We start from the raw sequence: 24,874 nt of genomic DNA, 5'->3' as shown, positions 1-24,874 counted from the left end.
CGATGTGTTCCGGGTGAGGTGAGGTACTGCGTCGGGTTTCGGGTAAGAGCCGGGCGTCAGCCCAGTTCGGGGACGGTGGATGCGAGGATCGCGGCTGCCTTCCGATCCGCGCGTCTGTCGTGCAGGGCGGCGACCCCGGCCGCCGCGAAGAACAGCGCGACCATCGGCACGGCCAGGCCCACCATCGAGAGCACGTCGGCCGCCGGGGTGGCGATGGCCGTGAAGAGCGCGATGGCGATCACGGCCACCCGCCAGGAGCGGACGATGGTGGATGCGCGCAGCACGCCGACGAAGTTGAGCAGCACCACCACGATCGGCAGCACGAACGCCACGCCGATCGCGACGATGAGCTTGAGCACGAAGTCGAAGTAGGTCTTCGCCTGCACGATCGCCGCATCCTGCTGCGGGGCGAACCCGGTGAGCACGCCGACCATGTGCGGCAGCACGAACCAGCCGGCCAGGCAGCCGGCGAGGAACAGCGGGACGGCGGTGAAGAAGAAGCCGAAGCCGTACAGCCGTTCCCTGCGGTTGAGGGCGGGGACCAGGAAGGCCCAGAGCTGGTAGAGCCACACCGGGCTGGAGACGATGACGCCGACGGTCATCGCCACCTGCATCCGGAGGTCGAACGCGCCCGTGATGGTGTCGTAGTTGAGTTCGGCGAGACGGTGCTGGGTGGCGGCGAGCTGTTCGATCGGGGCACGCAGCGCATCCAGTACCGGAGTCGCCAGGAACCATCCGGCCACGACGCCGGCGAGCAGCGCGGCGGCCGACCGGAAGAGGCGGCGGCGGAGCTCGGCGAGGTGCGCGGCGATCGCCATGCGGCCTGACTCGGCCCTCTGCTCGCGCGGCTTCGTGCTCCGCCGCACCGGTCAGGCCTCCGTGCTGCCCGGTGTCTTCGGCTCGCTGTCGCGGCCGGTGAACTCGGGTTTGACCTCGTTCTTGAAGATGCGCATCGACTGTCCGAGGCTCTTCGCGAGGGCGGGGATCTTGGGTGCGCCGAACAAGAGGAGGATGACGGCGACGATGATGAGGGCGTGCCAGCCGTTGAGGTTCGCGAACATCGGGGGAGGCCTTTCTCGTGGAGGTTCGCGGCTGATGCCGCCCGGTCACTCAAGCACATATGACGTCTGATGTCTAGGCGGAATTGTGATACGGTCGCACCCATGTTCGGTCTGACGTTCGACAAACTGATCGTCGTAGGAGTGGTCGCGGCCTTCCTCGTCGGCCCGGCGCGCCTGCCGGGATACGCCGCGAAACTCGCCGAACTCGTGCGCAGACTGCGCAGCACGGCCGACGGCCTCAAGGAGCGGGTCAGCGACGAGATCGGCGAGGGCATCGACTGGCAGAAACTCGACCCGCGGCGCTACGACCCTCGCGCCATCGTGCGCGGCGCGCTCTTCGATGACGAACAGGACCCCGCCGCGAAACGCGAATGACCACGGCCGGGCGACCGGCAGCCACGAGCGAAAGAGAGTGCATGTTCCTCGACCTCCCAGAGACAGAGCTCCGCGCGTACCGCAGCGCGCAGAGCGACCCGGACGACTTCGACGCGTTCTGGGCGGACACGCTCGAGGGCGCCCGCGCGCATCCACTGGTCGTCAGCGTCGAACAGGTGGATGCGGGGCTCAGCACGGTCGACGTGTTCGACGTGCGCTTCCGCGGCTTCGGCGGCGAGGAGATCGCCGCGTGGCTCCGCCTCCCGCGCGGCGCGGACGGCCCGCTGCCCGCGGTGGTCCAGTTCCACGGCTACGGCAGGGGACGGGGCGACGCCGTCGAGAACCTGCTCTGGGCGTCGGCGGGGTATGCGCACTTCGAGATGGACACCCGCGGCCAGGGCTGGAGCGGATCGCGCGGCGTCACGCCGGACAGCGGCTCGACGGCCCCGCAGATGCCCGGCTTCGTCACCAGGGGAGTCGAGCACCGGAGCACCTACTACTACCGCCGCCTGTTCACCGACGCGGTGCGCGCTGTCGAGGCGGCCCGCTCGTTCGAGGCGGTGGATGCGTCGCGCGTCGCCGTCCTCGGCGTGAGCCAGGGCGGCGGGATCGCGCTCGCCGTCGCCGGGCTGGTCCCCGATCTCGCGCACGTCGTGGCCAGGGTGCCGTTCCTCTGCGACTTCCCGCGCGCATCCGTCGTCACCGACCGGACGCCGTTCCGCGAGATCGCGGACTACCTGGCGCACTTCCGCGACCGCACAGAGCAGGTGCACGAGACGCTCTCGTACTTCGACGGCGTGAACTTCGCGAAGCGGGCGCGGGCGTCCGCCACGATCACGGTCGCGCTGATGGACCCGATCTGCCCGCCGTCGACCGTCTATGCCGCGTACAACGCATACGCGGGACGGAAGAGCATCCACACCTGGCCGTACAACGCCCACGAGGGCGGCGGCGTCGACGACGATGTGCTCTCACTGCGCGTGCTGCGCGACGCCTTCGCGGCTCAGGATGCGGTGCCGAGCCCCCTGCGCAGCGGGATGTAGTGCTTCACGACCGCCTCGCGGTACGCCTCGACGTCGCCGGCCTCCGCAGCGCGCAGCATGTCGCCGTGCGCGCGGGCCGTCTCGTCCAGGCCGACCGTCGGCGGAAGGCCGAGGCGCGGGTACACGACCGTGTTGACCTCCCAGAACGCGGTGACGAGCTGGCCGACCAGCGCGTTGTCGAGGTGCGCGAGCAGGTCGGAGTGGAAGGTGCGGTCCTCCTCGGCGAACGCCTCGCCGCGAGCACTCTTCTCCTCCATGGTGTCCACCACCTGGTGGAGTCCCGGGTTGCTCGTGCCTGCGAGGGCGGCGCAGACCTGCTCTGCCATCGCCAGGTCGAGCGCTTCGCGCACCTCGACGACCTCGCGCAGGGCGGCGAAGTCGTCCTCCGGGCCGAGGACGCCGCGGAAGACGAGACCTTCCACCAGCGGAGCGAGCGACAATTGACCGACGTACGTTCCGTAGCCGTGACGAACCTCGACGATGTCGAGGGCGGCGAGCGTCCTCATCGCCTCGCGCACGCTGGACCGGCTCACGCCGAGCTCTGCGCACAGTTCCGCCTCCGTGGGAAGGAGGTCACCCGGCTGGAGCCGGTGGATGAGGATGTAGTCCTTGATCTGGTCTGTCACCGACGTTCGGCGTTGGCTGTGGGTCGAGGAGAACATTCCGGACGTGGTGGGCTCGAACGCCATTGTGGACTTGACCTTTCCGCGGGATGTGCACTACTTTCAGTATACCCACGTAGGACATCAGACGTCCGATCTCAGGAGAGGCAATTCAATGTTGAGAGATTCACTCCAGAAACAAACGAGCAGACGCACCTTCCTCGCAGCCACCGGAGCAGCCGGAATCGTCGCGGCTCTCGCGGCGTGCAGCGGGCCCCCTTCGACCACGGGAAAGGCCGGAACCGCAGCAGCAGCGGGATCGGTCGACAAGAACGGCACGATCACGGCGGGCATGTCGTACGCGCTCGGCACCGGGTTCGACCCGATGACCACCACCGGCGCACTCACGATGGCCGCCAACTGGCACACCCTCGAGGGCCTCGTCGAGCTAGACCCGGTGACCCGCAAGGCGTACGCCGCGCTCGGCAAGGCGCTCCCGAAGCAGGTCGACAGCACCACATACACGGTCTCCCTTCGCGACGGAGCCACCTTCCACGACGGCAGCAAGGTCACCGTCGACGACGTCCTGTTCTCCTTCCAGCGCGTGCTCGACCCGGCCAACGCCTCGCTGTACGCCGGATTCCTCCCCTTCCTCTCGACCGACAGCGTCACTAAGGTGGACGACTCCACCGTGCAGTTCAAGACGGCGTACCCCTTCCCCCTGTTCGCCGAGCGCATCTCGGTCGTGAAGGTCGTCCCGAAGGCCATCGTCACCGCCGACCCGAAGGCGTTCGACGCCCTCCCCACCGGCACCGGACCGTACAAGATCACGGCGGCCACCGCGAACGACAAGCTCAGCTTCGAGCGCCACGACGCATACAACGGCTCGCGCCCCGCTCTCGCGGCCGCGATGACCTGGAACCTGCTGTCCGACCCGTCCGCCCGCGTCAGCGCGATGCAGTCCAAGCGCGTCAACGCGATCGAGGATGTGCCGTACCTGAACGTCGACGGGCTCTCCCGCGTGGTGAAGACCGAGTCCGTGCAGTCGTTCGGCCTGCTCTTCATGATGTTCAACACCACGGTGAAGCCGTTCGACGACAAACGCGTCCGTCAGGCCCTGTTCTACGCGATCGACATGGACAAGCTGATCAAGAACGGGATGCTCGGCAACGCAGAGGCCGCATCCAGCTATGTGCAGAATGACCACCCCGACTACGTCAAGGCCAAGACCGTCTACAAGCACGACCCGGCCAAGGCCAAGTCGCTGCTCAAAGCTGCAGGCGTCTCCAACCTGTCGATCACGCTCCTCACCACCGACACCGGCTGGGTCAAGGACGTGGCGCCGCTGATCAAGGAAGACCTGGATGCGGTGGGCGTCAGCACCACGCTCGACATCGGCCAGTCGGCCGGGCAGTACAAGAAGGTCGACAACAACCAGTTCGAGGTGATGGTCGCCCCGGGAGACCCCTCGGTCTTCGGAAACGACGCCGACCTCCTCCTGCGCTGGTTCTACGCAGACAACATCTGGTCGCAGAAGCGCTACCGCTGGAACTCGGGCGCCGAGTTCGACACGCTGCAGAAGCTCCTCGATCAGGGCGCGCAGGAGACGGACCGCAAGCAGCAGCTCGACACCTGGAGCCAGATCTACAACCTGGTCTCCGACGAGGTGCCGCTCTACCCCCTGCTGCACCGCAAGCTGCCAACAGCCTGGGACTCGACCGCACTGGCGGACTTCAAGCCGATCTCGATGACCGGCCTGTCGTTCCTCGGCGTCGGCCCCACGAAGTAGCGCCCAACGGTGGGGCCGGTCGACCCCGGCCCCACCGCCTCCCTCCAGCCCCCTTTAGGAGTCACGCATGGTCGCACTCGTGCGCCTCGCCGGACGGCGTCTGATCGCCCTGCCGTTCATGATCCTCGGGATCACCCTCTTGGTCTTCATCGTGCTGCAGTTCGCGCCGACCGACCCGGCCACGAACGCGCTCGGAGAGAGCGCGAGCGACGCGGCCAAAGCCACCTGGCGGCAGGAGAACGGATACAACGATCCGCTCATCGTCCGCTACCTCGCCTTCCTCGGCCACCTCATCCAGGGCCACCTCGGCAACACGGTGCCGCCGAGCCAGTCGGTCAGCGGCCTGATCGGCACGGCGTTCCCGCTCACCCTGCAGCTCACCTTCCTCGGCCTCATCATCGCCATCGTGCTCGCCGCGGTCCTCGGTGTGACGGCCGCCCTCTACCGCGACCGCTGGCCGGACCAGGTGATCCGCGTGGTCTCCATCGCCGGGATCGCGGTGCCGTCGTTCTGGCTGGCGATCCTGCTCATCCAGCAGTTCGCCCTCACCTGGCCGATCTTCCCCACCGGTGGGTACACGTCCCCCCAGGACTCGTTCGGCGGCTGGCTGCAGTCGATGTTCCTTCCCGCCCTCGCGCTCGCGGTGCCGGTCGCCGCATCCCTCACCCGGGTCGTGCGCACCTCGATGGTCGAAGAGCTCGACCGCGACTACGTGCGCACCGCGATCGGCAGCGGCCTCCCGCGCAGCGTGGTGATCGGCCGGAACGTGTTCCGCAACGCCCTCATCACCCCGATCACGGTCCTCGGGCTGCGCGTCGGCTACCTGCTCGGCGGCGCCATCGTCATTGAGGTGATCTTCGACCTGCCAGGGATGGGCCAGCTCATCCTCAACGGCGTGACGGCGGGAGACACGAACCTCGTGCAGGGCGTCACCATCACGATCGCGCTCACCTTCGTGATCGTCAACACGATCGTCGACCTCCTCTATCTGGTGGTCAATCCTCGAATCAGGACGGTGTAAACGATGCGTCGCACACTCGCCGATCGCCTCTCCGCTCCCGGACTGCGCTTCAAGGCTCTCCCTCTGTCTTCCAAGATCTCGCTGATCTTCTTCCTCATCGTGGTGCTGGCGGCGATCTTCGCCCCGCTGGTCGCACCGCACGACCCGCTGAAGTCCGGCGTCCCCGCGCAGCCGCCGTCGCTCGACAACTGGTTCGGCACCGACCGCAGCGGACGCGACATCTTCTCCCGCCTCATCTACGGCGCCAGGTCGTCGCTCGCCATCGGCCTCGGCGCCACCGCGCTCGCGCTGATCGTCGGCGGCATCATCGGCGCCGTGGCGGCCACGGCGCACCGCTGGGTCAACGAGGGCATCATGCGCATCCTGGACGTCATCATGTCGTTCCCCGGCATCGCGCTCGCCATCGTGTTCGTCGCCGTGTTCGGCAAGAGCCTTCCGGTGCTGATCGCGACGATCGCGTTCCTCTATGTTCCGCAGTTGGCGCGCATCGTGCGCGCCAACGTCCTCAGCCAGTTCGGCGAGGACTACGTGGCCGCCGAACGCGTGCTCGGAGCGCGCACCTCGTACATCCTGCTCAAGCACGTCTTCCGCAACTGTGCGGCGCCGATCCTGGTCTTCGCGACCATCCTCGTCGCCGACGCGATCGTGTTCGAGGCGAGCCTGTCCTTCATCGGTGCCGGCGTGCAGGAGCCTGCGCCGTCCTGGGGCAACGTGATCTCCAGCGGCAAGAACCTGCTGCTGGCCGGTGGATGGTGGGCGACCCTGTTCCCCGGTCTCCTCATCCTGATCACGGTGCTCGCCCTCAACGTGCTGGCCGAGGGGCTGACGGATGCGATGGTCAGGCCGAGCATCCGCCGCCGGGCAGCAGCACCGGAGTCCATCCCCACCGACGCCGGCACCGCATCCGTCGTCACCGCAGAGTCGCTGGACGGCGTCGGAGCGCTGGAGGAGGACGAGGAGAGCAGCATCGCCGCAGACCCGCTCGACCCTGTCGCCCCCGACCCCGCCCTCGTGCTGCACCTTCAGCAGCTCGGCGACGCGGAGCGCCGCCGGACCGACCGCCTGGTGTTCGACGCCGACGTGCCTCCGCTCCTGGAGGTGCAGAGCCTCAGCATCCGGTTCCCCGACCGTCACGGAGACGTGGATGTGGTCGACAGGCTCAGCTTCTCCGTCCGTCCAGGCGAGACGATGGCCATCGTCGGCGAGTCCGGCTCGGGCAAGAGCCTGTCGAGCCTCGCCGTGATGGGACTGCTCCCGTCCAACGCCGAGGTGACCGGCCGCATCCTGTTCGAGGGTCGCGATCTGCTCACGATGACCGAGCACGAGCGCAACGCCCTCCGCGGCCACGAGATGTCGATGGTGTACCAGGATGCGCTCAGCTCTCTGAACCCGTCGATGCTCATCAGGGCGCAGCTCAAGCAGCTCATCCGCCGCGGAGGAACCCGCAGCGCCGAAGAGCTGATGGAGCTCGTCGGGCTCGACCCGGTGCGCACACTCAAGAGCTACCCGCACGAGCTGTCCGGCGGTCAGCGGCAGCGCGTCCTCATTGCGATGGCGCTCACCCGCAGCCCGAAACTGGTCGTCGCCGACGAGCCGACGACGGCGCTGGATGTGACGGTTCAGGCGCAGATCATCGACCTGCTCAACGACCTGCGCGCCAAACTCGGCTTCGCGCTCGTGTTCGTCAGCCACGACCTCGCCCTCGTCGCCGAGGTGGCGCACCGCATCACCGTGATGTACGCGGGCCAGGTGGTCGAGAGTGCGCCCACGGCCGAACTGCTGCTGCACCCGCAGCACGAGTACACCCGCGGCCTCCTGGGCTCGGTGCTCTCCATCGAGTCCGGCGCGTCGAGACTGCACCAGATCCCCGGCACCGTGCCGACGCCGCGCGACTTCGCGAAGGGCGACCGGTTCGCATCCCGATCGGTGGAGCGACCGGGAGCCGGGATCGACGTGCGGCCGGAGCTGCGGCTCGTCGACGGCACGACAGACCACTACGTCGCCTCCCTGCCGGAGACGGCGAACGCGCAGAAGGGAGCGGCACTGTGACCGGAGCCGACATCCTCACCCTTGACCACGTGCACGTCGTGCACACGGCCAGGACGGGCAAGCTGTTCAAGCCGGACAAGGTGCACGCCGTCGACGACGTGAGCCTGACGATCCGCCGGGGGGAGACCATCGGCATCGTCGGCGAGTCCGGCTGCGGCAAGTCGACGCTCGCCCGCGTGCTCGTCGGGCTGCAGCAGCCGACCGACGGCGACGTGCTCTACCAGGGGCGGAGCGTCCTCACCAAGGATCGCGCCACCAGGAAGGCGCTCGGCAAAGCGGTCTCGATCGTCTTCCAGGATCCGTCGACGGCGCTCAACTCGCGCATGACCATCCACGACATCCTGCGCGACCCGCTGGATGTGCACGCGATGGGCAACGGAGCGCAGCGCGAGCGCCGCATCCTGGAACTGCTCGACCTGGTTGGGCTGCCCCGCTCTGCGGCCGAGGTGCTGCCCAGTCACGTGTCCGGCGGCCAGCGCCAGCGCGTCGCCATCGCCAGGGCGCTCGCACTCGAGCCGGATCTGATGGTCGCCGACGAGCCGACCAGCGCGCTCGACGTGTCGGTGCGCGCCCAGATCCTCAACCTGCTCAGCGACCTGAAGGAACGCCTCGACCTGGCGATGGTCTTCATCTCCCACGACATCCAGACCGTCCGCTACGTCTCCGACCGCATCGTCGTCATGTACTACGGCCGGATCGTCGAGGAGGGCACCGCCGCCTCGGTGTTCGACAACCCCAGCGACGACTACACCAGGAAGCTCCTCGGCGCGGCGCCATCGCTGCTCTGACCACCCGCCCTTCGAGAACCACACCATCAGCACCATGAGCATCACCATTGGAGAGAACAGTGAGCAAGCCCAGTTTTTCCGGAGTCATCCCGCCCCTCGTCACGCCGTTCGCTGAGGACGGCTCGCTCGACGTCCCCTCCTTCGAGCGCCTGATCGAGTCGCAGATCGCCGCGGGCGTCAACGGGCTGTTCGCGCTCGGCTCGTCCGGTGAGGTGGGCTTCCTGACCGACGCCGCGCGTTCCGCCGTGCTCACGGAGGCGGTCAGGATCGCCGCAGGCCGGGTTCCCGTGCTGGCCGGTGTGAACGACATGTCGACCGCCCGCGTCATCGAGCAGATCCGCATCGCGGAGTTCGCCGGCGTGGATGCGGTGGTCGCCACTGTGCCGTTCTACGTGCGCCCGAACATCGTCGAGATCGAGTCGCACTTCCGCGCGCTCGCCGCGGCGACCAGCCTGCCGATCTTCGCGTACGACGTCCCGGTCCGCGTGAACCTCAAGCTCGAACGCGACCTCCTCATCCGCCTGGGCCGTGACGGCGTGATCGCGGGTGTGAAGGACTCCAGCGGCGACGACGTCGCCTTCCGCCGCCTGGTCGCGGCGAACGAGGCCGCCGGCCGCCCGCTTGTGCTGTTCACCGGGCACGAGATCGTCGTCGACGGCGCACTGCTCGCCGGGGCGGACGGCGTCGTCCCCGGCCTCGGAAACGTCGACCCCGCGTCGTACGTGCGCCTGTACGAGGCGGCGAAGGCGGGCGACTGGGCGGAGGCCAAGCGCATTCAGGACCAGCTCGCCTCGCTGTTCGAGATCGTGTTCCAGGCGCAGGGCGTGAGCGGAGAGGCCGCAGGGCTCGGCGCGTTCAAGACGGCGCTGCAGGCCATCGGCATCATCGACAGCAACCGCATGGCGCACCCGGTGCCGACGCTGGAAGGCGAGACGGTCGACCGCATCCGCGCCATTGTGGAGGAGTCCGGGCTGCTCGTCCGATGAGCGGGGCGGTGGGTGTGAGCGGCGTCGGCGCTGCCGCTGGCGCGGCGGGTGCCACTGCCGCGGATACTGCGGTGGCGGGCGCGACGTTCGCTGTCGGGATCGACATCGGGGGCACCAAGACGGCCGCCGGACTGGTCGATGTCGCCACCGGCGCCGTCGTCGTGCGGCGTGAGGCCCCCACCCCGGCTGCCGCCGGTCCGGATGCGGTGCTCGCCACTGCGATCCGGCTCGCCGAATCCGTGTTCGCCTCCGCGCCGTCGAGAACCGCAGTGGTGTCGGCGGGCGTGGGAGCGGCGGGCGTCATCGACCCCGTCCGCCGCGTGGTGGTATCGGCGACCGAAACGCTGCCCGGCTGGACAGGCACCCCCATCGGCGACACCGTCGAAGCCGCCATCGGCGTCCCTGTGATCGTCGAGAACGACGTGCACGCCCACGCCATCGGCGAGGCGCGTTCCGGGGCGGGGAGGGGGCACGGCACGGTGCTTCTGGTCGCCGCCGGCACCGGCATCGGCGGAGCGCTCATCGCCGACGGTTCGCTCGTGCGCGGCGCAGGCCATGTCGCAGGACACTACGGTCACCTGCCGTCGGTGGAGGCGCAGGGTCTGCCGTGCACCTGCGGGCGCGCTGGGCATGTGGAGATGATCGCGGCCGGACCGGCCATCCTCGCGGCCTACCTTCGAGCGGGGGGAACGCCCGTGCCGGACACCCGCGCGGTGTTCGCGCTCGCCGACGCCCGCGACGAGCTCGCGGCGGCGACGATCACGCTGGCGGCGACCGCTCTCGGACGCACGATCGGCGGGCTGGTGAACGCCATCGACCCCGACGTCGTGGTCATCGGCGGCGGCCTGGCGGCGACGGGCGCCCGCTGGTGGGACCCGCTGCGCGCCGGAATCGACGCAGAGACCATCCCCGCAGCGACGGGCCGCCCGGTGGTCGCCGCGGAACTCGGCGGGGACGCGGCGATCGTCGGGGCGGCGCTGGCGTCGGCGGCGCACCCGGCCGGCGGTGCTGCGGTTGGCACATCCACCCTTTTTTCCGCGTCGAACGAACGAGCAGCTTCAGGAGAGCCATGTTGAGAATCGCCCAGACCCTCGAAACCCTGGCCGGCGGACTCATCGTCTCCTGTCAGGCATACCCGGGCGAACCCATGCGCAGCCCGGAGACCATGGCACAGGTCGCCCAGTCCGCCGTCATCGGCGGCGCGGTCGGCATCCGCGCGCAGGGACCCGGCGACATCGCGCTCATCCGCGACAGGGTGGACCTTCCCCTGATCGGCCTGTGGAAGGCGGGCGACGCCGACGTGTTCATCACGCCGACCCTCCGCCACGCGGTCAGCGTGCACGCGGCCGGCGCGACGATCGTCGCGATCGACGGAACGCGCCGCGAACGCCCGGACGGCCTCACGCTCGCCGAGACGATCCACAGGCTCAAAGACCTCACCGGCGCCACCGTGATGGCTGACGCCGGGTCGCTCGCCGATGCGCTCGCTGCGGTGGATGCGGGAGCGGACTGCGTCGGAACCACGCTGGCCGGTTACACGCCGGACCGCCAGAAGACCGTAGGCCCCGACCTGGAGTTGCTGGCCGAGGTGGTGGCAGGGGTGGATGTGCCTGTGATCGCCGAGGGACGCATCCACACCCCGGCGCAGGCGGCGGCAGCGATGGATGCGGGCGCATTCGCGGTCGTCGTCGGAACCGCGATCACGCACCCGGCCACGATCACCGGCTGGTTCGCGGACGCGGTCGCGCGATGACGGATGCTGCTGCGGGGGTGTTCGTGGGCGCGTACGCCGCGTCCCCGGCGCACGCGACCTGGGATGCGGCGCTCGAGTCGGAGTTCTTCGCGGGGCTGGATGCGCTGCCGGAGGTGCGGGGCCTCGAGCTTCCCTGGACCGTCGGCCTCCACCCGCACGACGACGCGTGGCTGCTCCGCGCGTTCCCGCGCCGCTTCGACGCGGTGTTGACGAGCATCCCCGGCACGATGAAGCGGCTGGGCTCTGCTCCGTCATACGGTCTCGCCTCCCGCGACCCTGACGGCCGGGCCGACGCCGTCGCTGAGGCCCGTCGGATGCGCGACGCCGTCCGCCGCCTGAACGATGCGGTCGGACGCCAGGCCGTGACCGCCGTCGAGCTGCACAGCGCCCCGTCCGCCCTTCGCGGCGACAGCGCGTCGCTCGCCGCGTCGCTGGCCGAGCTGGCGGACGATGCGAACTCCTGGGACGGCGCATCCATCGTGGTCGAGCACTGCGACGCGTTTCTGCCGCGGCAGCAACCCGAGAAGGGCTTCCTCGACCTGGCGGACGAGCTCGCCGCCATCGACGGCCTTCCGCAGTGGATCGGCCTCAGCATGAACTGGGGCCGCTCCGCGATCGAACTGAGGGACGGGAACCTGGTCACCGAGCAGCTCCGAACTGCCGCCGCCTCCGGACGCCTCCGCGGCCTGATGCTCTCCGGCGCCTCGGCACAGCAGTCGCCGTTCGGAGCCCCGTGGGTGGACGCACACCACCCGATGACCCCGACGCCCGAGTTCCCATACGGCGAGCCGACCTCGCTGCTCACGCCGGACCTGCTTGCCGACGCGATCGCCGCCGCCGGGTGCGCGGCCGGCGCGACCGGTGCGACCGGCGCGACCGGCGCGACCGGTGCGACCGGTGCGACCGGTGCGACCGGTGCGACCGGTGCGACCGGTGCGACCGGTGCGACCGGTGCGATCGGTGCGGACTGGCTGGGCTTCAAGTTCGGCTGGGCAGACCGCACGTCCCCGATCGCACCCCGCGTCGACATGATCGCTCGCGCGGCGCGCCTGGTGATCGCCGCGGCCACCGCCCGGCCAGCCGCCACCACTGCCACCGCGGCCATCACTGCCACCGCCCGGTCAGCCTCGGCCGCCGCCGCCTCTCAGGGAGCTGGAATGCAGGGCGGCGCGGTGCCGCCTAAGCTAGGGGGGTGAGTAAGGCCGACCTCAGTAAACAGCCCGCGCAGGTCGCCGCCATGTTCGATCAGGTGTCGACGCACTACGACAGGACCAACAACGTCCTCTCGATGGGCAACGCGGCACTCTGGCGTGTGGCGACGACCAAGGCCGTCGGCCCTCGGGCGGGCGAGAGCATTCTCGACGTCGCGGCGGGCACGGGGACCTCGAGCGCTTCCCTCGCGAAGAACGGCGCGACCGTCGTGGCCGCCGACTTCTCGGAAGGAATGATCGAGGTCGGACGGCGGCGGCAGGCAGACAACCCGTTCGTCCGGTTCGTCCAGGCCGACGCCACGCAGCTCCCGTTCGACGACGACCAGTTCGACGCCGTCACCATCTCCTTCGGCCTCCGCAACATCGTCGACCCGAAGAAGGCGCTCGCCGAGTTCTACCGCGTGACGAAGCCGGGCGGACGCGTCGTGATCTGCGAGTTCTCCCAGCCCCCTGCATCCATTGTGCGCACCGGTTACTCCGCATACCTCCGCTTCGGGATGCCCGTGCTGGCCAAGCTGGCGAGTTCCAACCCCGCCGCGTACGAATACCTGATGGACTCCATCGAGGCCTGGCCGTCTCAGCCCGTGCTCGCCGACTGGCTTCGCGAGGCCGGGTTCGAGCACGTCGCGTACCGCAACCTCACCTACGGAATCGTCGCCCTGCACCGCGGGTACAAGCCACGGGATGCGGGTGGCGCTCGGGCGGCGGACGTCGCCGCCTCGGCCGCCAGCACGACGTCGTCGACGAGTGACGCCACATCCGCCGACGCGACGCCCGCTGCAACCAAGCCCGCGGCAACCAAGCCCGCGGCTGCCAAAGCTGCCGCCGCGAAGCCTGCCGCTGCAAAGCCTGCCGCTGCGAAGCCCGCTGCTGCGAAGACTGCCGCTGCCAAGGCTGCCGCCGCGAAGCCCGCTGCTGCGAAGCCCGCTGCCGCGAAGCCCGCTGCTGCGAAGCCCGCTGCCGTCAAGCCCGCTGCCGCCAAGCCTGCCGCTGCCGCGAGTCCCGGCACCGCCAAGCCCAGCGCGGCAAAGAAGCCCACGCCGGCAAAGAAGCCTGCGCCCGCAAAGCCCACCACCGCAAAGCCCACCACCGCACAACGCACCACCGCAGAACCCACCACCGCCAAGCCCGCGCGCTCCGACCGAGCTGCGGGCGCCACGGGGGCGACGGATTCGTCCGGCGTCCCACCCGAGGGGGAGTAGTGCCACCAAGCGTCCCCGCTGTGCGACGCACCGCGTCGCTGTCCAGCCAGATCGGCCTGACGGAGCGGATCTTCTCGTCCGGGCAGGACAGGGAGCTCGCTTCCGCCGTCGATGCCGGACTCGCGCTCGTCGAGGAGGGCCTGCACGCCGAGATGCGGTTCGCCGACAATCTCGCCGACGTCACCGCCCGATACCTGCTGGAGGCGGGCGGCAAACGGGTGCGCCCCATGCTCACCCTGCTCACCGCGCAGCTCGGGCTGGGCAACACCCCCGAGGTGCTGCAGGCGGCGGAGGCCGTGGAGATCACGCACCTCGCCTCGCTCTACCACGACGACGTCATGGACGACTCGCAGATGCGGCGCGGGGTTCCCAGCGCCCAGTTCGTCTGGGGGAACTCTGTGGCCGTCCTCACGGGCGACCTGCTGTTCGCCAGGGCGAGCAAGATGGTCTCCATCCTGGGCGAGCGCGCCATCCAGTTGCAGGCCGACACGTTCGAGCGGCTCTGCCTGGGGCAGTTGCACGAGACGATCGGTCCGCAGGACGGCGAAGACCCCGTCGAGCACTACATCCGCGTGCTGGAGGACAAGACGGGCTCGCTCATCGCCGTCGCCGCCCAGATGGGCGTCGTGTTCGCGAAGGCGCCGGAGGAGTACGAGCAGCCCGTCGTGACGTTCGGCGAGAAGATCGGCGTCGCCTTCCAGATCATCGACGACGTGATCGACCTGTCGTCCCAGGGTGTCAAGGAGACCGGCAAGACGCCGGGCAACGACCTCCGCGCCGGGGTGGCGACGCTTCCCGTGCTGCGCCTGCGCGAGCTCGCCGAATCGGATGCAGACGCACGCGCCCTGCTCGAACGCCTGGAGCGCGACGTGATCGGAACGGCGGAGGACGGCGAGATCACTCCCGCCGCGACCGCCGCCATCGCCGCGCTGCGCGACCACCCGGTGACCGCGCAGACGCTGGAGGAAGCCCACCGCTGGGCACGCGAGGCCGTCGAAGCGCTCGAACCGCTGCCGACCGGTCCCGTCAAGAAGGCGCTGATCCGCTTCGCGGACACCATCGTCGAACGTTCCAGCTAAGCAAGGAAGACACAACGAATGACCAAATTGCGACTGGCCATCGTCGGTGCGGGCCCCGCCGGCATTTACGCGGCAGACATCCTCCTGAAGGCGGAGCGCGCCTTCGACGTCTCCATCGACCTGTTCGAGGCGCTCCCCGCGCCGTACGGGCTGGTCCGCTACGGCGTGGCCCCCGACCACCCGCGCATCAAGGGCATCATCACGGCCCTGCGCGAGGTGCTCGACCGCGGTGACATCCGCATCTTCGGCAACGTGACCTATGGCGAGGACATCACCCTCGACGACCTCAAGCGCCACTACAACGCGGTGATCTTCGCGACCGGCGCCGTGCACGACGCCGACCTGGACATCCCCGGTGTCGAGCTCGACGGCTCGTACGGTGCAGCCGACTTCGTGAGCTGGTTCGACGGCCACCCGGATGTGCCGCGCACCTGGCCGCTCGAGGCCGAGTCCGTCGCCGTGATCGGCAACGGCAACGTGGCACTCGACGTGTCGCGCATCCTCGCCAAGCACGCCGACGACCTGCTTCCCACCGAGATCCCGGACAACGTCTACGAGATCCTCAAGAACTCGCCCGTCACCGACGTGCACGTCTTCGGGCGGCGCGGACCGGCGCAGGTGAAGTTCACGCCGCTTGAACTGCGCGAACTCGGCGAGCTGCGCGACGTGGACATGATCCTCTACGACGAGGACTTCGACTACGACGAGCAATCCAAGGCCGCCATCGCCAGCAACAAGCAGGTGATGGTGATCGACCGCGTACTGCAGCAGTGGCGTCAGCGCGAGGTGGGGACCGCATCCCGTCGGCTGCACCTGCACTTCTACGCCAAGCCGCTCGAGATCGTCTCCGACGGCGACGGTCACGTGGCGGCGTTCCGGTACGAGCGCACCGCCTCCGATGGCGAGGGCGGCGTGCGCGGCACAGGCGAGATCCGCGAGGTGCCCATCCAGGCGATCTACCGCGCTGTCGGCTACTTCGGTTCGCCCCTTCCCGGCATCCCGTTCGACAAGAAGCACGGCGTGATCCCCAACCACGAGGGCCAGGTGCTGCGCAAGGGCGACAACGAGCGCATGTACGGCGTGTACGCCACCGGGTGGATCAAGCGCGGGCCGGTCGGCCTCATCGGTCACACCAAGTCGGACGCCATGGAAACCATCAAACATGTGATCAATGATCAGGGGAACTGGTGGGCCCCCACCGACCCGTCTGAGGAATCTGTGGAGAACCTGCTGCGCGAGCGTGGTGTGGAGTACACGAACCTCGACGGCTGGCACAACCTCGACACCCACGAGCAGGCGCTCGGGGCCGAGCGCGGCCGTGCGCGCGTGAAGGTCGTGCCCCGCGACGAGATGGTGCGCGTCTCGAACGCGACCGAGGCGGACACGCCGCCGCAGGACTGACCCTCGCGCGAACCCGTCGCGCCTGCCACGCTGGGGTGATGACGCACGCGCAGGGGTGGACGCAGGACGTGCTCGGGGACGGGTTCGAACAGCTCACGCTGCCCCTGAAGCCGGACGCGGAGGGCGAGGTCGTGGCCACCCTGGTGCGCTACGTCCCGCCGCCGCATCTGGCAGACCTGCGTCTGCACAGACCGGTCGCGGCCGACACCGATGTGCTGTACGTCCACGGCTGGTCCGACTACTTCTTCCAGAAGGAGCTCGCCGCGTTCTGGCACGAGAACGGCGCTCGGTTCTTCGCGATCGACCTGCGCAAGTACGGCAGGAGCCTGCGGCCCTGGCAGACACCGGGCTTCGTCGACGACCTCGCCACCTACGACGAGGAATTGGATGCGGCCATCGCCACCATCGCCGAGAGCGGCCAGAAAGGTCGCAAGCTGGTCCTGCTCGGCCACTCGACGGGCGGCCTGACGCTCAGCCTCTGGGCGGATCGCCACCCCGGTCGAGCGGCTGCGCTGGTCTTGAACAGCCCGTGGCTCGAATTCCAGGCGCACTCGGCCGGGCGGGCGGCTCTCGCGCCGCTGATCGGGCTCCAGGCGCGTGTCGACCCGCGGGCGCCGCTCCCGAACGTCGACCTCGGTTTCTACACCCGGAGCGTGTCGTCGACGATGGAGGGCGAGTGGGACTACGACCTGAACTGGCGTCCGGTCAGGGGTTTCGCTGTGCGCCCCGTGTGGTTGGCCGCGGTGATGGCCGGGCACGCCCGGGTGGCGTCCGGTCTGTCGATCGACGCTCCAGTGCTCACGATGGTGTCGGCTCGCTCCACGATTCTGCCGAGGTGGACGCCGGAGATGATGAGCTCCGACATCGTCCTCGTGGTCGACGAGATCGCCCAGCGCGCGCTCAAGCTGGCGCCGACCGTGACCGTCTCGCGCATCGACGGAGCCCTGCACGACATCTTCCTGTCCCGCCAGCCGGTGCGGCAGCACGCGTACGCGGAGCTGCGCCGCTGGCTGCGCGGCTACCTGCGCTGAGCGCGGGCTGCGCGGGCTGCGCGGGAAGCGCGGGCTCCCCGGCGCGGTGAGCCGCGCATCCCAGGTCGGCTAGCGGAAGTTGACGAACTGCAGCGCGACGTCGAGGTCGGCGCCCTTCAGCAGGTTCATCGTGGCCTGCAGGTCGTCGCGGCTCTTGGAGGAGACGCGCAGCTCGTCGCCCTGGATCTGCGACTTGACGCTCTTCGGCGCTTCGTCGCGGATGAGCTTGTTGATCTTCTTGGCGGCGTCCTGCTCGATGCCGTTCTTGATCCCGGCCTCGATGCGGAACTCCTTGCCGGACGCGTACGGCTCGCCGGTGTCGAGCGAGCGCAGGGAGATGCCGCGCTTGATCAGCTTCGACTCGAACACCTCGAGGACAGCCTTGACGCGCTCTTCGGTGTTGGCCTTCATCAGGACTTTCTCACCGCTCCACTCGATGGATGCGCCGACGTTCTTGAAGTCGTAGCGCTGCTCCACCTCTTTGCGCGCCTGGTTGAGGGCGTTGTCGGCCTCCATCTTGTCGACCTTGCTGACCACGTCGAACGATGAGTCTGCCATTCGTCGCCACCTTCCTGAGAGAACTACGGGTGCCGTGCGGCACCACACAATTCAAACAGGGTCGGCCGCGAACGCCAATACGGGGCGACTACGCCGTCTGCTGCAGTTCGGCCAGGTAGGTCACGTGGCAGCCGTCTCCGCTGCACTCCACGCACACCGTGACCTCTTCGTCGTGCTGGAACGGGTCGGCGCCGGTTCCGTCGCACCGTTCGCAAATCTCCAAGGTTCTCATGCCGACGATTCTGCGCCGCACCACCGACATTGCGGGCAGTGGATGCGGGGTGTCGCGGATCGGGGAGGCCCGGGCCCCGCGCATCCACTCTCACGCCCTTCGTAACGAAGGACAATTCGAGCGAAAGCTCGTGATTCTCCGTCGTTACGGAGATTTCAACGGCGCGTCGCGCGCGTTCTCCTGCGCAACTCCACCCGCATCCACGGGGCGCACCAGCGGCAGGTAAATGGTGTCGATGATCTCGGCGACCGTCTCAGGCGGAACGGGCTTCAGGGTCATGATGGCGTCATGCCGGAAGAGGTCGAACGGCAGCGCGGCGATGCGCGGGGTGAGGCGCTCAGGGTCGATCTCTCCGCGGGCGATCGCCCGGTCGACGATGACGTCCATGGCCGTCGCGCTGCCGCCGAGGAGCACTTCGCGCAGGTCGGCGAGGCTCGTTCCCGTCTCAGCGAAGTAGCCGCCGAGGTGGACGCTGAGTGCCGCGGCGAAGCTGATCCTGGTCCTGTTGGCGATGTCGAGGAGCGCGATCAGGTCGCCGCGGAGGCTTCCCGTGTCTGGGGTGGCCGGTCTGTCGCGGACACCGGCGCGGGCGATGGCGGCGCGCACGAGCTCCTGCCTGGTCGGCCAGCGGCGGTACACGACGGGGCGGCTGGTCCCCGCGCGGGCGGCGACGGCGTCGATGGTGAACGCGGCGTACCCGTTCTGGACGAGTTGGTCCCAGGCGGCGTCGAGGATCGCGTTCTCCAGCTCGACGCCTCTGCGGCGGCGGGCCGGTGCTTCCTGGTCGACTGCTTCCTGTTCGACAAGATCCATTTGCGTATCTTATCGCATCGACCTATGATCGCCATAAGATACAGTCGCGTACCTTAAGGAGTTCTGATGGCGGAGAAGACCAAGCTCGATCCAGCGGTGTTCCGCATCGCGGTCGTGGTGATCGTCGGCGCCCTGGCCGTGATCTTCGACACGACCATCGTGAGCGTCGCCCTGCACACGCTCGCGACGGAACTGCACACCTCCGTCGACACCATCCAGTGGGTCAGCACCGGGTACCTGCTCGCCCTCGGCGTCACCATCCCGATCGTCGGCTGGGCGCAGCAGCGCATCGGAGGCAAACGGCTCTGGATCATCGCCCTCGCGATCTTCCTGCTCGGCTCCGTGCTATGCAGCCTGGCCTGGGACGCGCCCAGCCTGATCGCGTTCCGCGTGGTGCAGGGGATCGGCGGCGGCATCATGCTCCCGCTGATGTCCACCCTGGTGATGCAGGCCGCTCACGGACAGAACCTCGGCCGCATCATGTCGGCGGTGAGCCTCCCTGCGGTGCTCGGACCGATCCTCGGACCGGTGCTCGGCGGCCTCATCCTCAGCTTCCTCGACTGGCGCTGGCTGTTCTGGGTGAACGTGCCGTTCTGCGTCGTCGGCATCGCCCTCGCCATCCGGATGCTGCCCCGCGACACCCTCGGCGCCCGCCCGAAGCTCGACTGGGTGGGATTCGTCCTGCTCTCGCCCGCGGTCGTCGGACTGCTCTACGGGCTCTCGAACGTGAGCAAGGACGGCGGGTTCGCGCGCGGCGACGTGCTCCTGCCCGTGATCGTCGGGGCGGTCCTGCTCGCGGCGTTCGCGTTCTGGTCCGCCCACCGTGCAGGGGCGGCGCTCGTCGACGTCCGGCTGTTCCGGCACCGCCCCGTCTCGTCGGCGTCCGCGCTCCTGTTTCTCTCCGGCGCATCCCTGTACGGCGCGATGCTCCTCCTTCCCCTCTACTTCCAAGAGGTCAGGGGAACGGATGCGCTCGGCGCGGGCCTGCTGCTGGTGCCGCAGGGCATCGGCACGCTGTTCAGCCGGGCGGCGGCCGGGCGGTTCACGGATCGTTTCGGCGCCCGCTGGGTGTCGGTGATCGGGTTCGCGATCGTCGGCATCGCGACGGTGCCGTTCGCGTTCGCCACGCCGACGACGAACGAGTGGATGCTCATGGCCGCGCTCCTCGTCAGAGGATTCGGGCTCGGGGCGGTCACCATCCCGCTGATGACCGTCGCGTTCGTCGGGCTGGAGCGCTCCGAGGTGCCGCACGCGAGCATCCTGACCAGGATCGCGACGCAGCTCGGCGGATCGTTCGGGGTCGCGCTGCTCGCCGTCATCCTGCAGGGTGCAGCGGTGGGGGCGCACTCGCTGGCCGGGATCGCGGACGCGTTCGACCAGGCGTTCTGGTGGGCGATCGGGTTCACGGTGCTGGCGATCGGCCTGTCGCTGCTGCTTCCTGGCAGGCCGGCGGCGGTGGGGGCCGTGCCTGGTGCGCCCGTCGGGCAGGACGCGCCCGCTGGTGCTGGCGCGCCCGCAGCCCCCGCGCAGGCGCCCGCATCCACCGGGGATATCCCTCTGCGGTAGGGGGCACGAAGTACCGCCGGGTGACGCGGTCGCGCATCCCGTCTTCCTAGCCTCGGATATGGGCGGAATCCTCCGTCCGAATCCGAGGGGAGCACGGGATGGACGCAGTCAACGAGCTGATCGCACAGACGGTGTCGTCGCCGTGGATCTACCTGGTGGTCGCCGTCGTCGTGTTCGTCGACGCGTTCTTCCCTCCGGTGCCGAGCGAGTCCGTGGTGATCGCGGCGGCCGCAGCGAGCATCACGCTCGGACAGCCGAACATCGCGCTCATCGTGGCGTGCGCGGCGGTCGGCGCGATCGTCGGCGACAACGTCACGTTCGCGATCGGCCGCGGCGTCGGTGTCACCCGTTTCCGATGGATGCGGCGGCCCAGGATGCAGGCGGCCGTCGGCTGGGCGCGCTCCGGCCTCGACCGCCGCGCGGCCGTGCTGCTGCTGACCGCGCGCTACATCCCGGTGGGACGCGTCGCCGTGAACCTGGTGGCCGGGGCGTCCGGCTTCCCCCGGCGCCGGTTCTTCGGGCTTTCCGTGCTCGCCGGGCTGTCCTGGGCGGCCTACTCGGTTACGGTGGGACTGCTCGCTGGGCACTGGCTGCACGGCAACCCGCTGCTCGGTATGCTCGCAGGAATCGCGATGGGACTGGCGACCGGCGTGCTCGTCGACGTGGGGATGCGGCTCGCCGCACGCAGGCGGGCGAAGCGCGCGGTGCAGGCGAGGTCGGTACCGGGGTCGGCGTCGGCGTCAGTTTCAGCGCAGGAATCCGCCACACCACCCCCGACACGCCCCGGCGCAGAGGCGGACGACAGCACGACGGAGTGGCTGCGGGCAGAACTGGCGTCCGCGCGACGCGCAGGGCAGACGGAACGACGATGAGCGGAATGACGATGACGACCAACCACCCCCCTCTGCGCAGCAGACTCGACGGCCTGCTCGTGCTCCTCTGGGGTGTCGGGTCGACCGCCGCCCTGGTGATTCTGGTACTGACCTCCGCGCTCGGCTCAACTCTCTACGGCATCCCTGTCGTCCTCGCTCTCGGTCTCGGCCTGGCGCAGGCGGCGTCCATCGTGCTCGCGATCGTCGCTCCGCGCCCGGCCGTCGTGGTCTCCGTGGTCGCCCTGGTCGCTGCCGCGTTCGCATCCGTGCCGGACGGCGCGAGCCCGTGGCCGATCGCCGTTCCGTCCATCGTGGCGCAGTGCTTCGTGATCGCGATCGCCACGCTGCGCTCGGACTGGCTGGTCGGCCTGGTCGGCTGGGCAGGCGGAGCTCTCGGCGGCATCCTGGTCGCCCTTGTCGCGGCGCGGCCCCCTGCGACGTCCGGTTCGGTCATCGCCGACCTCATCGTGTTCGGCTCGGTCAGCGCTGCCGTGCTGCTCGGGGCGGTGCTGGTCACCAAATGGCAGGACGTGCGCCGCGAACTGATGCGCGAGCAGCGGATCTCCGCCGCAGAGCTGTCGCGCCGGGAGCTCGCGGAGGAGCGCACCAGGATCGCCAGGGAACTGCACGACGTCGTCGCCCACGGCATGTCCGCCATCCAGGTGCAGGCGTCGAGTGCCCGCTACCGCATCCCGTCGCTGAGCGAGGAGGCGGCGGAGGAGTTCGACGACCTGGCGGCGACGGCCAGGGCGGCGATGGGTGAGATGCGCAGGCTGCTCGGTGTGCTGCGAAGCGAGGACACCGCGGTGGAGACCGCGCCGCAGCCGGGGGTGGGCGAGGTCGCCGCGCTGGTGAGTCGCGCATCCCGCGCAGGCGGGAGCGTGGTGCTGGAGGATCGCCTGCCGGCGGGGGACGCACTCGACCCCGCCGTCTCGCTCACGGTGTACCGCATCGTGCAGGAGGCGCTGAGCAACGTGGCCAGGCACGCCACCGGGGCTGCGACGGTCGTCCGGCTCGAACGGATCGCGCTGGTGGACGGCGTCGGCAGCACGCTCGCGGTCTCCGTGCGCAACGAGCGAGCCCCCGGCCGCCCCGCGTCCGCCCCTGCGCCGGACACCGGAGGACACGGGATCAGAGGGATGCGCGAGCGCGCCGCCCTTCTGGGTGGCAGTCTGGAGGCGGAACGCACGGACGACGGCGGCTTCGTCGTGCGCGCGAGCATCCCGGTCCCGTCGGAAGGAACAGCATGACCATCACCGTGCTCATCGCCGACGACCAGGCGATGGTGCGGGCAGGCTTCGCCGCCATCCTCGACGCGCAGGACGACATCGCAGTCGTCGGCCAGGCGGCGGACGGCGAAGAGGCGGTCGCGCTCGCCAGACGGCTGAAGCCCGACCTGGTGCTGATGGATGTGCGGATGCCCGGCATGAACGGCATCGACGCCACCCGAGAGCTCGTCCACCCGACCACCAGGGGCGAACCGCACCAGCCGCTCGTGCTGGTGCTCACGACGTTCGACGCCGACGACTACGTGCACGAGGCGCTGTCGGCGGGCGCGAGCGGGTTCCTCCTCAAAGACGCGACACCCGGTGACCTCGTGCAGGCGGTGCGGGTGGTGGCGGCAGGGGATGCGCTGCTCTCGCCGCGCGTGACCAAGCGGCTCCTCGAACGATTCGCGGCGCAGCGGCCCGCGGGGACGAGGCACGCGCTGCAGCTCGCCGACCTCACCGACCGGGAGCGGGAGATCCTGGTGCTGATCGGGCGAGGCCGCTCCAACGGCGAGATCGCGGCCGAGCTCTTCATCGCGGAGCAGACGGTGAAGACCCACGTCAGCCGCATCTTCAGCAAGCTGGGCCTGCGCGACCGCGTGCACGCGGTGATCCTGGCGTTCGACGCCGGGTTGGTGGAGCCCGCGCCGTAGAGGCGTTGCCGAGCTCCGGCACCCCATACCGCGGTACGGGATGCGGTTGGCTCCGCAGACGGACGCCCGCGCCGAGACCCCGCTGAGACGCTTCCCCCGATGGCCAGTAGAGGCCGGAAGGGAGGGGCGGCATGACGCGCTCGATGGTGGCGGAGGAATCGCGTGAGGTGCGCGACCGGGTGGACCCGGCTCGCGCCGCATCCACTCGGGAGGCAGCAGTCGACGTGGCCAGGGCGGGGTGCCTCGTGGTCGTGGTGATGCTTCACGCGCTCATGGTCGGGGTGAGCGTGTCCGGTGGCGCTCCCGTGCTGCAGAACGCGCTCGACGGCTGGGCGGGTTTCGCGCCGCTGACCTGGCTGGCGCAGGTCATGCCGCTCTTCTTCGTGCTCGGCGGGTTCTCGAGCTTCCTCCACTGGTCTGGGATGCGGGAGCGCGGCACCACGCCCGCCGCATACATCGCCGGCCGGATGCGACGGCTCCTGCTGCCAGCGGTGGCCGCCGTCGCCGCCTCCGCCATCGTGCTCTCGATGCTGACGCTGTTCAGCGTGCCGTCGTCGGTGATCGCCACGGCGGGCTTCCGGCTGAGCCAGCCGCTGTGGTTCCTCGGGGTGTACCTGCTGTGCACGGCGGCGGTCCCGACGATGGTCGCCGCGCACCGGCGGTTCCCGATCGCGGCGGTGCTGGTGCTGGCCGGGGTGGCGGTCGGCGTCGACATCGTCCGCGCATCCACCGGGCTGACGACGATCGGCTTCGCGAACCTGCTGTTCGTCTGGCTGCTGGTGCAGCAGTTGGGCTTCTGGCTCGCGGACGGCACCGTCGCGTCCCTCTCCCGCCGAACGCGCGGTGCGCTCGCCGTCGGCGCTCTCGCAACGCTGGCCGTGCTCGCGGCGACGGGCGTCTACTCGTTCGATCTGCTCGCCAACCTCAACCCGCCGACGTTCGCCCTTGTGCTCCTCGGCGTCGCCCAGCTTTGCCTCTTCGACCTCGCCCGGCCCACCCTGCGTCTCCTGGCGGGCAACCGGATGCTCGCTACGGCGGTCCGCGCGATCAACGCCCGCGCGATGACCATCTACTCCTGGCACATGCTCGCGCTCATCGCGCTCGCCGGAGTGCTGCTGCTGTCCGGGATGCCCCTTCCGCAGCCGCGCACGCCGGACTGGTGGGCGACGCGCGCACTGTGGCTGGTCGCCGTGGTCGTTGTGGTGGCGGCGGTAGTCGCGGTCGCGGGGCGGTTGGAGGCGGGGCGGGTGGATGCGGGGCGGGTGGTCGCGGCGCGGGTGGATGCGGCGCGGGTGGATGCGGGAGGTCGGGCACGTTCGGGGCGTGTCTGGCTGTCTGTCGCATCCGGAGCCGGTGGTGTTCTGGTGGTCTTGCTGGCCGGGTCGACCGTGGCCGGGTGGGTGACCGGCTGCGCCCTGGTCGCCGGCGCACTCGTCCTGGCGCGGACGGGGGCGCCCGCTCTCGCCGGCGCGGCGCGGATTCTGCCGTGAGCAGAATCCGCGGGAGGCGCGGGCGCGTCGG

25 protein-coding genes are annotated in these 24,874 nt (G+C 69.6%); 19 read left to right on the top strand and 6 right to left on the bottom strand.

Annotated features, from left to right (window positions below; all coding sequences use genetic code 11):
• Positions 1 to 56: 56 nt before the first annotated feature.
• Together tatC and tatA are read right to left on the bottom strand one after the other, a co-directional pair.
• Complete coding sequence (gene tatC, locus ACYVGI_RS17785; RefSeq protein WP_460633916.1) at positions 57 to 818, bottom strand: twin-arginine translocase subunit TatC; 762 nt, start codon at positions 816 to 818, stop codon at positions 57 to 59.
• A 51-nt stretch (positions 819 to 869) separates the two neighbouring features.
• Positions 870 to 1,061, bottom strand: a complete 192-nt coding sequence (tatA, locus tag ACYVGI_RS17780) for a twin-arginine translocase TatA/TatE family subunit (protein ID WP_460633915.1) — start codon at positions 1,059 to 1,061, stop codon at positions 870 to 872.
• Between the two features lie 102 nt (positions 1,062 to 1,163).
• Between tatA and ACYVGI_RS17775 the strand changes: the two genes are divergently transcribed.
• Positions 1,164 to 1,436, top strand: coding sequence for a Sec-independent protein translocase family protein (locus ACYVGI_RS17775; RefSeq protein ID WP_460633914.1), 273 nt, complete (start codon positions 1,164 to 1,166; stop codon positions 1,434 to 1,436).
• A 41-nt stretch (positions 1,437 to 1,477) separates the two neighbouring features.
• The gene (locus ACYVGI_RS17770) at positions 1,478 to 2,479 is read left to right on the top strand and encodes an acetylxylan esterase (RefSeq protein WP_460633913.1); all 1,002 of its coding nucleotides are present in this window, start codon (positions 1,478 to 1,480) and stop codon (positions 2,477 to 2,479) included.
• On the opposite strand, the gene ACYVGI_RS17765 is transcribed toward ACYVGI_RS17770, so the two are convergent.
• Positions 2,440 to 3,105, bottom strand: coding sequence for a FadR/GntR family transcriptional regulator (locus ACYVGI_RS17765; protein WP_460633912.1), 666 nt, complete (start codon positions 3,103 to 3,105; stop codon positions 2,440 to 2,442). The two genes, ACYVGI_RS17770 and ACYVGI_RS17765, sit on opposite strands and share 40 nt — an antisense overlap.
• 151 nt (positions 3,106 to 3,256) lie before the next feature.
• Here ACYVGI_RS17765 and ACYVGI_RS17760 point away from each other — a divergent pair, with 151 nt between their 5' ends.
• The 12 genes from ACYVGI_RS17760 to ACYVGI_RS17705 all read left to right on the top strand — a co-directional run bounded on the left by ACYVGI_RS17760 (position 3,257) and on the right by ACYVGI_RS17705 (position 17,391).
• The gene (locus ACYVGI_RS17760) at positions 3,257 to 4,870 is read left to right on the top strand and encodes an ABC transporter substrate-binding protein (protein WP_460633911.1); all 1,614 of its coding nucleotides are present in this window, start codon (positions 3,257 to 3,259) and stop codon (positions 4,868 to 4,870) included.
• A 67-nt stretch (positions 4,871 to 4,937) separates the two neighbouring features.
• Positions 4,938 to 5,891 (top strand): ABC transporter permease, encoded by a 954-nt coding sequence (locus tag ACYVGI_RS17755; protein WP_460633910.1) that lies wholly within the window; start codon positions 4,938 to 4,940, stop codon positions 5,889 to 5,891.
• A 3-nt stretch (positions 5,892 to 5,894) separates the two neighbouring features.
• Positions 5,895 to 7,940 carry a dipeptide/oligopeptide/nickel ABC transporter permease/ATP-binding protein gene (locus ACYVGI_RS17750; RefSeq protein WP_460633909.1) on the top strand — a complete coding sequence of 682 codons (2,046 nt, stop codon included), beginning with the start codon at positions 5,895 to 5,897 and terminating at the stop codon, positions 7,938 to 7,940.
• Positions 7,937 to 8,728 (top strand): ATP-binding cassette domain-containing protein, encoded by a 792-nt coding sequence (locus ACYVGI_RS17745; protein WP_460633908.1) that lies wholly within the window; start codon positions 7,937 to 7,939, stop codon positions 8,726 to 8,728. Before ACYVGI_RS17750 ends, ACYVGI_RS17745 begins: the two co-directional genes overlap by 4 nt.
• 59 nt (positions 8,729 to 8,787) lie before the next feature.
• Entirely contained in the window at positions 8,788 to 9,714 is a 927-nt protein-coding gene (locus ACYVGI_RS17740; RefSeq protein WP_460633907.1) for a dihydrodipicolinate synthase family protein, read from the top strand.
• Positions 9,711 to 10,790, top strand: coding sequence for an ROK family protein (locus tag ACYVGI_RS17735; protein ID WP_460633906.1), 1,080 nt, complete (start codon positions 9,711 to 9,713; stop codon positions 10,788 to 10,790). Before ACYVGI_RS17740 ends, ACYVGI_RS17735 begins: the two co-directional genes overlap by 4 nt.
• Positions 10,784 to 11,467: an N-acetylmannosamine-6-phosphate 2-epimerase gene (locus tag ACYVGI_RS17730; protein ID WP_460633905.1), complete on the top strand. Its 684-nt coding sequence runs from the start codon at positions 10,784 to 10,786 to the stop codon at positions 11,465 to 11,467. The genes ACYVGI_RS17735 and ACYVGI_RS17730 overlap by 7 nt, the downstream gene beginning before the upstream one ends.
• The gene (locus ACYVGI_RS17725) at positions 11,464 to 12,663 is read left to right on the top strand and encodes a DUF4862 family protein (protein ID WP_460633904.1); all 1,200 of its coding nucleotides are present in this window, start codon (positions 11,464 to 11,466) and stop codon (positions 12,661 to 12,663) included. The genes ACYVGI_RS17730 and ACYVGI_RS17725 overlap by 4 nt, the downstream gene beginning before the upstream one ends.
• Complete coding sequence (gene ubiE, locus ACYVGI_RS17720; RefSeq protein ID WP_460633903.1) at positions 12,660 to 13,880, top strand: bifunctional demethylmenaquinone methyltransferase/2-methoxy-6-polyprenyl-1,4-benzoquinol methylase UbiE; 1,221 nt, start codon at positions 12,660 to 12,662, stop codon at positions 13,878 to 13,880. The genes ACYVGI_RS17725 and ubiE overlap by 4 nt, the downstream gene beginning before the upstream one ends.
• Complete coding sequence (locus tag ACYVGI_RS17715; RefSeq protein ID WP_460633902.1) at positions 13,880 to 14,959, top strand: polyprenyl synthetase family protein; 1,080 nt, start codon at positions 13,880 to 13,882, stop codon at positions 14,957 to 14,959. The genes ubiE and ACYVGI_RS17715 overlap by 1 nt, the downstream gene beginning before the upstream one ends.
• An 18-nt stretch (positions 14,960 to 14,977) precedes the next feature.
• Positions 14,978 to 16,360 (top strand): FAD-dependent oxidoreductase, encoded by a 1,383-nt coding sequence (locus tag ACYVGI_RS17710; RefSeq protein ID WP_460633901.1) that lies wholly within the window; start codon positions 14,978 to 14,980, stop codon positions 16,358 to 16,360.
• Between the two features lie 38 nt (positions 16,361 to 16,398).
• Positions 16,399 to 17,391, top strand: coding sequence for an alpha/beta hydrolase (locus ACYVGI_RS17705; protein ID WP_460633900.1), 993 nt, complete (start codon positions 16,399 to 16,401; stop codon positions 17,389 to 17,391).
• Positions 17,392 to 17,460: 69 nt separating this feature from the next.
• On the opposite strand, the gene ACYVGI_RS17700 is transcribed toward ACYVGI_RS17705, so the two are convergent.
• The 3 genes from ACYVGI_RS17700 to ACYVGI_RS17690 all read right to left on the bottom strand — a co-directional run bounded on the left by ACYVGI_RS17700 (position 17,461) and on the right by ACYVGI_RS17690 (position 18,994).
• Positions 17,461 to 17,949, bottom strand: a complete 489-nt coding sequence (locus tag ACYVGI_RS17700; RefSeq protein ID WP_055889880.1) for a YajQ family cyclic di-GMP-binding protein — start codon at positions 17,947 to 17,949, stop codon at positions 17,461 to 17,463.
• Positions 17,950 to 18,037: 88 nt separating this feature from the next.
• Positions 18,038 to 18,181, bottom strand: a complete 144-nt coding sequence (locus tag ACYVGI_RS17695) for a hypothetical protein (RefSeq protein WP_162255943.1) — start codon at positions 18,179 to 18,181, stop codon at positions 18,038 to 18,040.
• 144 nt (positions 18,182 to 18,325) lie between these two features.
• Positions 18,326 to 18,994 carry a TetR/AcrR family transcriptional regulator gene (locus ACYVGI_RS17690; protein ID WP_460633899.1) on the bottom strand — a complete coding sequence of 223 codons (669 nt, stop codon included), beginning with the start codon at positions 18,992 to 18,994 and terminating at the stop codon, positions 18,326 to 18,328.
• Between the two features lie 66 nt (positions 18,995 to 19,060).
• Here ACYVGI_RS17690 and ACYVGI_RS17685 point away from each other — a divergent pair, with 66 nt between their 5' ends.
• The 5 genes from ACYVGI_RS17685 (at position 19,061) to ACYVGI_RS17665 (ending at position 24,843) form a co-directional block, all read left to right on the top strand.
• A complete protein-coding gene (locus ACYVGI_RS17685; RefSeq protein ID WP_460633898.1) occupies positions 19,061 to 20,560 on the top strand; it encodes an MDR family MFS transporter in 1,500 nt (499 codons plus the stop codon).
• 98 nt (positions 20,561 to 20,658) lie between these two features.
• Positions 20,659 to 21,432, top strand: a complete 774-nt coding sequence (locus ACYVGI_RS17680; RefSeq protein ID WP_460633897.1) for a DedA family protein — start codon at positions 20,659 to 20,661, stop codon at positions 21,430 to 21,432.
• Positions 21,429 to 22,682, top strand: a complete 1,254-nt coding sequence (locus ACYVGI_RS17675) for a sensor histidine kinase (RefSeq protein WP_460633896.1) — start codon at positions 21,429 to 21,431, stop codon at positions 22,680 to 22,682. The genes ACYVGI_RS17680 and ACYVGI_RS17675 overlap by 4 nt, the downstream gene beginning before the upstream one ends.
• Entirely contained in the window at positions 22,679 to 23,353 is a 675-nt protein-coding gene (locus tag ACYVGI_RS17670) for a response regulator (RefSeq protein WP_460633895.1), read from the top strand. The genes ACYVGI_RS17675 and ACYVGI_RS17670 overlap by 4 nt, the downstream gene beginning before the upstream one ends.
• Positions 23,354 to 23,484: 131 nt before the next feature.
• Positions 23,485 to 24,843 carry an acyltransferase family protein gene (locus tag ACYVGI_RS17665; RefSeq protein WP_460633894.1) on the top strand — a complete coding sequence of 453 codons (1,359 nt, stop codon included), beginning with the start codon at positions 23,485 to 23,487 and terminating at the stop codon, positions 24,841 to 24,843.
• Positions 24,844 to 24,874 lie beyond the last annotated feature (31 nt).

The sequence above is a fragment of the Leifsonia lichenia genome, assembly GCF_054780215.1.
The sequence above is the reverse complement of the archived record's forward strand: the minus strand, read 5'-3'. Positions and strand labels throughout refer to the sequence as shown.

What these genes read in the sequence shown, in the direction of transcription:
- ACYVGI_RS17755 (WP_460633910.1), top strand. Translation starts at nt 4,938, where the DNA reads ATGGTCGCACTCGTGCGCCTCGCCGGACGGCGTCTGATCGCCCTGCCG.
- ACYVGI_RS17770 (WP_460633913.1), top strand. Translation starts at nt 1,478, where the DNA reads ATGTTCCTCGACCTCCCAGAGACAGAGCTCCGCGCGTACCGCAGCGCG.
- ACYVGI_RS17760 (WP_460633911.1), top strand. Translation starts at nt 3,257, where the DNA reads ATGTTGAGAGATTCACTCCAGAAACAAACGAGCAGACGCACCTTCCTC.
- ACYVGI_RS17735 (WP_460633906.1), top strand. Translation starts at nt 9,711, where the DNA reads ATGAGCGGGGCGGTGGGTGTGAGCGGCGTCGGCGCTGCCGCTGGCGCG.
- ACYVGI_RS17675 (WP_460633896.1), top strand. Translation starts at nt 21,429, where the DNA reads ATGAGCGGAATGACGATGACGACCAACCACCCCCCTCTGCGCAGCAGA.
- ACYVGI_RS17705 (WP_460633900.1), top strand. Translation starts at nt 16,399, where the DNA reads ATGACGCACGCGCAGGGGTGGACGCAGGACGTGCTCGGGGACGGGTTC.
- ACYVGI_RS17775 (WP_460633914.1), top strand. Translation starts at nt 1,164, where the DNA reads ATGTTCGGTCTGACGTTCGACAAACTGATCGTCGTAGGAGTGGTCGCG.
- ACYVGI_RS17665 (WP_460633894.1), top strand. Translation starts at nt 23,485, where the DNA reads ATGACGCGCTCGATGGTGGCGGAGGAATCGCGTGAGGTGCGCGACCGG.
- ACYVGI_RS17710 (WP_460633901.1), top strand. Translation starts at nt 14,978, where the DNA reads ATGACCAAATTGCGACTGGCCATCGTCGGTGCGGGCCCCGCCGGCATT.
- tatA (WP_460633915.1), bottom strand. Translation starts at nt 1,061, where the DNA reads ATGTTCGCGAACCTCAACGGCTGGCACGCCCTCATCATCGTCGCCGTC.
- ACYVGI_RS17730 (WP_460633905.1), top strand. Translation starts at nt 10,784, where the DNA reads ATGTTGAGAATCGCCCAGACCCTCGAAACCCTGGCCGGCGGACTCATC.
- ACYVGI_RS17670 (WP_460633895.1), top strand. Translation starts at nt 22,679, where the DNA reads ATGACCATCACCGTGCTCATCGCCGACGACCAGGCGATGGTGCGGGCA.
- ACYVGI_RS17690 (WP_460633899.1), bottom strand. Translation starts at nt 18,994, where the DNA reads ATGGATCTTGTCGAACAGGAAGCAGTCGACCAGGAAGCACCGGCCCGC.
- ACYVGI_RS17685 (WP_460633898.1), top strand. Translation starts at nt 19,061, where the DNA reads ATGGCGGAGAAGACCAAGCTCGATCCAGCGGTGTTCCGCATCGCGGTC.
- ACYVGI_RS17695 (WP_162255943.1), bottom strand. Translation starts at nt 18,181, where the DNA reads ATGAGAACCTTGGAGATTTGCGAACGGTGCGACGGAACCGGCGCCGAC.
- ACYVGI_RS17725 (WP_460633904.1), top strand. Translation starts at nt 11,464, where the DNA reads ATGACGGATGCTGCTGCGGGGGTGTTCGTGGGCGCGTACGCCGCGTCC.
- ACYVGI_RS17700 (WP_055889880.1), bottom strand. Translation starts at nt 17,949, where the DNA reads ATGGCAGACTCATCGTTCGACGTGGTCAGCAAGGTCGACAAGATGGAG.
- tatC (WP_460633916.1), bottom strand. Translation starts at nt 818, where the DNA reads ATGGCGATCGCCGCGCACCTCGCCGAGCTCCGCCGCCGCCTCTTCCGG.
- ACYVGI_RS17680 (WP_460633897.1), top strand. Translation starts at nt 20,659, where the DNA reads ATGGACGCAGTCAACGAGCTGATCGCACAGACGGTGTCGTCGCCGTGG.
- ACYVGI_RS17750 (WP_460633909.1), top strand. Translation starts at nt 5,895, where the DNA reads ATGCGTCGCACACTCGCCGATCGCCTCTCCGCTCCCGGACTGCGCTTC.